Origin of the sequence: Streptomyces sp. NPDC002838, assembly GCF_040295365.1 — a bacterium.
GTDB lineage: Bacteria > Actinomycetota > Actinomycetes > Streptomycetales > Streptomycetaceae > Streptomyces.
This window is the reverse complement of record NZ_JBEOVF010000018.1, coordinates 173,168-179,729: the sequence shown is the minus strand read 5'-3', so window position 1 is coordinate 179,729 and position 6,562 is coordinate 173,168. Positions and strand designations below refer to the sequence as shown.

5 protein-coding genes are annotated in these 6,562 nt (G+C 70.0%); 4 read left to right on the top strand and 1 reads right to left on the bottom strand.

Going from position 1 to position 6,562, the window contains the following annotated elements; genetic code table 11:
• Positions 1–1,100: homocysteine S-methyltransferase family protein (locus ABT063_RS23660; RefSeq protein ID WP_351059624.1), on the bottom strand; the 1,100-nt coding region annotated here is incomplete at its 3' end.
• Between the two features lie 295 nt (positions 1,101–1,395).
• On the opposite strand from ABT063_RS23660, the gene ABT063_RS23655 reads away from it, so the two are divergent.
• From ABT063_RS23655 to ABT063_RS23640, 4 genes are all read left to right on the top strand, one after another.
• The gene (locus tag ABT063_RS23655) at positions 1,396–2,160 is read left to right on the top strand and encodes an IclR family transcriptional regulator (protein ID WP_351059621.1); all 765 of its coding nucleotides are present in this window, start codon (positions 1,396–1,398) and stop codon (positions 2,158–2,160) included.
• Positions 2,161–2,448: 288 nt separating this feature from the next.
• A complete protein-coding gene (locus tag ABT063_RS23650; protein WP_351059619.1) occupies positions 2,449–3,243 on the top strand; it encodes an MIP/aquaporin family protein in 795 nt (264 codons plus the stop codon).
• 82 nt (positions 3,244–3,325) lie between these two features.
• The gene (gene glpK / locus ABT063_RS23645) at positions 3,326–4,864 is read left to right on the top strand and encodes a glycerol kinase GlpK (protein WP_351059616.1); all 1,539 of its coding nucleotides are present in this window, start codon (positions 3,326–3,328) and stop codon (positions 4,862–4,864) included.
• Between the two features lie 8 nt (positions 4,865–4,872).
• On the top strand, positions 4,873–6,489 hold the full coding sequence (locus ABT063_RS23640; protein ID WP_351059613.1) for a glycerol-3-phosphate dehydrogenase/oxidase: 1,617 nt from the start codon (positions 4,873–4,875) through the stop codon (positions 6,487–6,489).
• Positions 6,490–6,562 lie beyond the last annotated feature (73 nt).

Genomic DNA, 6,562 nt, shown 5'->3' with positions numbered 1-6,562 from the left:
TCCCGGAACTTCCTCGAGCCGTTCGCATTCGTCCGCTCGCCGATCGCCAGGTAGGAGGTGTCCTGACGGAACGGCACCGTCTGGTAGAGGGAGGCGGCGCCCGGCTCGGGGCGCGGGTCGCGCTCGGCGGGCGTGAGGTCGCGGACGCGCTCGACGACCTGGCGCAGGTGCTCGGGGGTGGTGCCGCAGCAGCCGCCGATCAGGGACAGTCCGTAGTCGCGGACGAAGTTCTCCTGCGCGTCGGCCAGCCCCTCCGGGTCGAGCGGGAAGTGCGCACCGTCCTTGGTGAGGATCGGCAGACCCGCGTTCGGCATGCACAGCAGCGGAATGCGGGAGTGGCGGGTGAGGTAGCGCAGGTGCTCGCTCATCTCGGCCGGGCCGGTCGAGCAGTTCAGCCCGATCATGTCGATGCCCAGCGGCTCCAGCGCCGTCAGCGCGGCCCCGATCTCCGAGCCGAGCAGCATGGTGCCGGTCGTCTCGAACGCCATCGACACCACCAGCGGCACATCGACGCCGGTCGCCTCCATGGCGCGCCGGGCGCCCAGGACGGAAGCCTTCGTCTGGAGCAGGTCCTGGGTCGTCTCGACGATCAGGGTGTCGGCGCCGCCCGCGAGCAGCCCCTCGGCGTTGGCCTGGTAGCCGTCGCGGATCGTGGCGTAGTCGATGTGGCCGAGCGTGGGCAGCTTGGTGCCGGGGCCGACGGAGCCCAGGACCCAGCGGGGCCTGCCGTCGCGGGCGGCGTACTCGTCCGCCACCTCACGGGCGATGCGGGCGCCCGCCTCGGACAGTTCGTGCACGCGGTCGGCGATGTCGTACTCCGCCGCCGCCGTGTGGTTGGCCCCGAAGGTGTTGGTCTCCACGCAGTCGACGCCCACAGCGAAGTACTCGTCGTGGACGGAGCGCACGATGTCGGGGCGCGTGATGTTCAGGATCTCGTTGCAGCCCTCGAGGTTCTGGAAGTCCTCCAGGGTCGGATCCTGGGCCTGAAGCATGGTGCCCATCGCTCCGTCGGCGACGACCACGCGGGTGGCGAGGGCCTCACGGAGGGCGGACACACGGGTCCGGCTGTCGGCGGAAGGGGTCGGTGGCAACGAGGCCATGTAAGGGGCTCCCTTAGGTGCGACGGCTGTCGGCTTCACGGCGCCCGCGACACCTTCCGCGGTGGGCGCACGCCGCCCAGGGTAACCGGGTCCGGCAACGGTTGGTCAGGGCGTCCACGGGACGGACGAGGCTGGCGGGCGGGCCACCGGCGGGATACGAGTGACGCAACACATGCGGACGGATGCTGACCGACCATTAGCGGGAGGTCGGCATGGACCGGTAGTGTTCGGCATTGCCGAACAGTGGCAGCGGCGTCGCGAGTCGACGGTCGTAGGGGACGGAGGCAGGACGGCGATGGCACGGAACATCCAGTCGCTCGAACGGGCGGCCGCGATGCTGCGGCTCCTCGCGGGCGGCGAGCGGAGACTCGGCCTGTCGGACATCGCCTCTTCCCTGGGCCTCGCCAAGGGCACCGCGCACGGCATCCTGCGCACCCTCCAGCAGGAGGGCTTCGTCGAGCAGGAGGACGCCTCCGGGCGCTACCAGCTGGGCGCCGAGCTTCTGCGTCTCGGCACCACCTACCTCGATGTGCACGAGCTGCGGGCGCGCGCCCTGGTGTGGACGGACGACCTGGCCCGCTCCAGCGGGGAGAGCGTCCACCTGGGCGTCCTGCACCAGCAGGGCGTGCTCATCGTGCACCACGTCTTCCGGCCCGACGACAGCCGGCAGGTGCTGGAGATCGGGGCCATGCAGCCCCTGCACTGCACGGCCCTGGGCAAGGTCCTGGCGGCGTACGACCCGGTCGCGCACAGCGAGGCGCTGGAGAGCGACCGCAAGGCCTTCACCGATCGGACCGTCTGCGACCTGGACGCCTTCGAGCAGATCCTCGACTTCACGCGCGCGCGTGGGTACGCGGCGGACGTCGAGGAGACCTGGGAGGGCGTCGCCTCCATCGCCGCGCCCATCCACGACCGGCGGCGCATGCCGGTGGGCGCGGTCGGTGTCACCGGGGCCGTGGAGCGGTTGTGCCGGGACGGAGAGCTGCGCCCGGAGCTGATCGCGGCGGTCCGGGACTGCGCCCGCGCGGTGTCGCGGGACCTGGGCGCGGGGCGGTTCTGAGCGACGTACACACACGTCCACCAACGAACACGAGGGCCGGGACATCGCTGGATGTTCCGGCCCTCAGCCGTGCGGGGCGGCCGCGTGCGACAGCGGCACTCGATAGCCGCACCCGATCAATAACGATCGTGTTTTCGATTACAGAACTCTTGACGCGCCTGTAACGCCGAAGCAAGACTCCCGTCCATCGGTCGACATTGTCGAACACCGACCGGCAATAGGCGTTACAGTGTGACAGCGCCAAGGGCCGGCAGCTCTCCCCCTGGACGAAGGACAAAGGAGTCGCGGGTGTCCAGCTCCGACATCTTCATCGGCGAGACCATCGGTACCGCCATACTCATCCTGCTCGGCGGCGGCGTCGTGGCCGCCGTCGTACTGAAGGGCTCCAAGGCCCGCAACGCCGGCTGGCTCGCCATCACCTTCGGGTGGGGTTTCGCGGTTCTGACGGCCGTGTACACCTCGGCGCCGCTCTCCGGTGCCCACCTCAACCCGGCCGTGACCCTCGGCATCGCGATCAAGGACGGCGACTGGAGCAACGTTCCGGTCTACTGGGCCGGACAGCTGCTCGGCGCCATGATCGGCGCGGCTCTGGTCTGGATCGCCTACTACGGCCAGTTCGGCGCCCACCTCACCGACAAGGAGATCGTCGGCGGCCCGGGCGCGCAGGCCACGAAGGCCAAGGCCGTCGAGGCCCAGGAGAAGGGCGCCGGCCCGGTCCTGGGCGTCTTCTCCACCGGCCCCGAGATCCGGGTCACGTGGCAGAACCTCGCCACGGAGATCATCGGCACCGTCGTGCTGGTGCTGGCCGTTCTCACGCAGGGCCTGAACGACAGCGGCAAGGGTCTCGGCACCCTGGGTGCCCTGATCACCGCACTCGTGGTCGTCTCGATCGGTCTGTCCCTCGGCGGCCCGACCGGCTACGCGATCAACCCGGCACGTGACCTCGGCCCGCGCATCGTGCACGCCCTTCTGCCCCTGCCCAACAAGGGCGGCTCCGACTGGGCCTACGCCTGGATCCCGGTGGCGGGCCCGCTGATCGGCGGGGCCATCGCGGCGGGCATCTACAACGTCGCTTTTGCTTAGAACCCATTTCGAACACACTTCGAAACGCTTAAGCAGCGGTAGAACCAGTCCCCACCACCACGGAACCTCCCAGGAGCACACAGTGACCGACGCGCACACCGCCGGCCCCTTCATCGCGGCCATCGACCAGGGCACGACCTCCAGCCGTTGCATCGTCTTCGACCGGGACGGCCGTATCGTCTCCGTCGACCAGAAGGAGCACGAGCAGATCTTCCCGAAGCCGGGCTGGGTCGAGCACAACGCCACCGAGATCTGGACCAACGTCCAGGAGGTCGTCGCCGGAGCCATCGAGAAGGCCGGCATCACCCGGGACGACATCAAGGCCATCGGCATCACCAACCAGCGTGAGACCACGCTGCTGTGGGACAAGAACACCGGTGAGCCCGTCCACAACGCCATCGTCTGGCAGGACACCCGCACCGACTCGCTGTGCAAGGAGCTCGGCCGCAACGTCGGGCAGGACCGTTTCCGCCGCGAGACCGGCCTTCCCCTCGCCTCCTACTTCGCCGGTCCGAAGGCCCGCTGGCTGCTGGACAACGTCGAGGGCCTGCGCGAGCGCGCCGAGGCCGGCGACATCCTCTTCGGCACCATGGACAGCTGGGTCATCTGGAACCTGACCGGCGGTGTCGACGGCGGCCGGCACGTCACCGACGTCACCAACGCCTCCCGCACCCTTCTCATGAACCTCCACACCATGGAGTGGGACGAGAAGATCTGCGAGTCCATCGGCGTGCCGAAGCAGATGCTGCCCGAGATCCGCTCCTCCGCCGAGGTCTACGGCGAGGTCACCGGCGGCAAGCTCGGCGACGTCCTCGGCGGCATTCCCGTCGCCTCCGCGCTCGGCGACCAGCAGGCGGCCCTGTTCGGCCAGACCTGTTTCGCCGAGGGCGAGGCCAAGTCGACGTACGGCACCGGCACCTTCCTGCTGATGAACACCGGTGAGAAGCCGGTCAACTCGTACAACGGCCTGCTGACCACGGTCGGCTACCGCATCGGTGACGACAAGCCGGTCTACGCCCTGGAGGGCTCGATCGCCGTCACCGGTTCGCTGGTGCAGTGGATGCGCGACCAGATGGGCCTCATCTCCACGGCCGCCGAGATCGAGACGCTCGCGCTGTCGGTCGAGGACAACGGCGGCGCGTACTTCGTGCCGGCCTTCTCCGGCCTGTTCGCCCCGTACTGGCGCTCCGACGCCCGTGGCGTGATCGCCGGCCTGACCCGGTACGTCACCAAGGCGCACCTGGCGCGCGCCGTCCTGGAGGCCACGGCCTGGCAGACCCGTGAGATCACCGACGCCATGACGAAGGACTCCGGCGTGGAACTCGCGGCGATCAAGGTCGACGGCGGCATGACCTCCAACAACCTGCTGATGCAGACCCTCTCGGACTTCGTGGACGCCCCCGTGGTGCGCCCGATGGTCGCCGAGACCACCTGCCTCGGCGCCGCCTACGCCGCCGGTCTCGCCGTCGGCTTCTGGACCAGCACCGACGACCTGCGTGCCAACTGGCGCCGGGCCGCCGAGTGGACCCCCCGCATGGACGCGGAGACCCGCGACCGTGAGTACAAGAGCTGGCTCAAGGCCGTCGAGCGGACCATGGGCTGGCTCGAGGACGAGGAGTAAGAACCCGAATGACCAGTCAGTCCACCCTGCAGTCCGTGACTGCCCTCGGTACGCGCCCGGCCTCCGGTTCGAACCCGAGCCGGGCCGAGACCCGGGAGCAGCTCGCCAAGGCGTCGTACGACCTTCTCGTGATCGGCGGCGGCATCCTGGGCATCTCCACCGCCTGGCACGCCGCGCAGTCCGGCCTCAGGGTGGCTCTGGTCGACGCCGGCGACTTCGCCGGTGCCACGTCGTCCGCCTCCTCCAAGCTGCTCCACGGCGGTCTGCGCTATCTGCAGACCGGCGCGGTGAAGCTGGTGGCGGAGAACCACTTCGAGCGCCGTGCGGTCTCCCGCCAGGTGGCTCCCCACCTGGCGAACCCGCTCACGTTCTACCTCCCCGTGTACAAGGGCGGGCCGCACGGCGCGGCGAAGCTCGGGGCGGGCGTCTTCGCGTACTCCATGCTCTCCGCCTTCGGCGACGGCGTGGGGCACCTGCTCTCCCCCGCCAAGGCCCAGCAGGACGTGCCGGAGCTGCGCACCGAGAACCTCAAGGCCGTGGCCGTGTACGGCGACGACCAGATGAACGACGCGCGCATGGCGCTGATGACGGTCCGTGCGGCCGTCGGGGCGGGTGCGGTGGTCCTGAACCACGCCGAGGTGACGGGCCTGCGCTTCACCAAGGGCCGGGTGACGGGTGCCGAGCTGCGCGACCGCCAGTCCGGGGACGAGTTCGGAGTGAACGCCCGTCTCGTCCTGAACGCGACCGGTCCCTGGGTCGACCACCTGCGGCGGCTGGAGGACCCGAACGCGGCCCCGTCCATCCGCCTGTCCAAGGGCGCGCACCTGGTCCTGAAGCGGACGTCGCCGTGGAAGGCGGCGCTGGCGACGCCCATCGACAAGTACCGCATCACCTTCGCCCTCCCCTGGGAGGACATGCTCCTGCTGGGCACCACGGACGAGCAGTACGAGGGCGACCCGGCGGACGTCGCGGTCAACGACAAGGACATAGCCCAGATCCTGGACGAGGCGGCCTTCTCCGTCCGGGACCAGCAGCTGGACCGTGACCTGATCACGTACGCCTTCGCGGGTCTGCGGGTGCTGCCGGGCGGCCCCGGGGACACGGCGAAGGCCAAGCGCGAGACGGTGGTGACCGAGGGCAAGGGCGGGATGCTGTCGGTCGCGGGCGGTAAGTGGACGACCTTCCGGCACATCGGCCGTACGGTCATGCAGAAGTTGGAGGCGCTGCCGGGGCATCCGCTGGGCGACGACTTCGAGCCGATCTCCTCGCTGCCGAAGAAGCTGCCGCTGCCGGGCGTCGCCAACCCGCGTGCGGTCGCCCATCGTCTGCTGGTCGACCACCCGGCGCCGGGCCCGCGCATGGCCGCCGACACGGCCAGGCACCTGGCGACGCACTACGGTTCGCTGGCCTTCGACATCGCCCGCCTCGCCAACGAGAACCCGGAGCTGAGCGAGCGCGTCCACCCGGACGCCCCGGAGATCTGGGCCCAGGTCGTCTACGCCCGCGACAACGAGTGGGCCGAGACGCCGGACGACGTACTGCGCCGCCGCACGACCCTGACGATCCGCGGTCTGGCGACGGACGACGTCCGCGCGAAGGTGCGGGACCTGCTCGACAAGAAGTAGGCGGTGCGACGGGAAAGGGGCGGCTCCACGCCGACGGAGCCGCCCCTTTCGCATGCCGGACCAGGGCGTTCGG